This is a genomic window from Streptomyces sp. YGL11-2 (assembly GCF_050054615.1).
Lineage (GTDB): Bacteria > Actinomycetota > Actinomycetes > Streptomycetales > Streptomycetaceae > Streptomyces.
In genome coordinates this window covers 1-558 of sequence record NZ_JBNHIN010000168.1, presented here as the reverse complement: position 1 = coordinate 558, position 558 = coordinate 1, and the positions used below count along the sequence as shown (strand labels likewise).

Genomic DNA, 558 nt, shown 5'->3' with positions numbered 1-558 from the left:
GCGTACGACGGAGCAGACCCGCACCACCGGACAGGGCTTCACGGGCTGGGTGCGCTGACCGCGCCAGTGCCAGTGCCAGCGCCTGCACCCATACCCGCAACCATCTTCCGCACCCGCACCCGCGCCCATGCCCGCACCCGCTCCGCTGCGCCCACACCGCGTCCCGCAGGGACGACCACTCCGCGTCCCACGGGGGACGTCCACGGACTCATGAGGACGGTTGAGCCATGCCTTCTTTCGACACTCCCGAAGCGATTTCCGTCACCGCGCACGTGACCGCCGGCTCCATCCGGTTCGCCGCGGGCGACCGCCCCGACACGATCGTCGAGGTACGGCCCCGCGACCCCAAGCGGGAAGCGGACGTGCGAGCCGCCGACCAGACCGAAGTCACCTACGCGAGCGGCGCCCTGAGCGTCAGGACGCCCAAGCAGCGCTACTTCGTCGGCCGCACCGGCACCGTCGACGTCACGGTCGAACTGCCCACCGGCTCGCACATCGACACCAAAGGCTCCTGGACCCAGGTCCTGGGCGAAGGCCGACTCGGCGAAGTCCGCGTCA

Annotated in this window: 1 pseudogene; it reads left to right on the top strand. The window is 70.8% G+C overall.

Annotated features, from left to right (window positions below):
* Positions 1 to 227: 227 nt before the first annotated feature.
* Positions 228 to 558 (top strand): annotated as a pseudogene (locus tag ACO1BR_RS44185) (DUF4097 family beta strand repeat-containing protein); the annotation flags it as partial.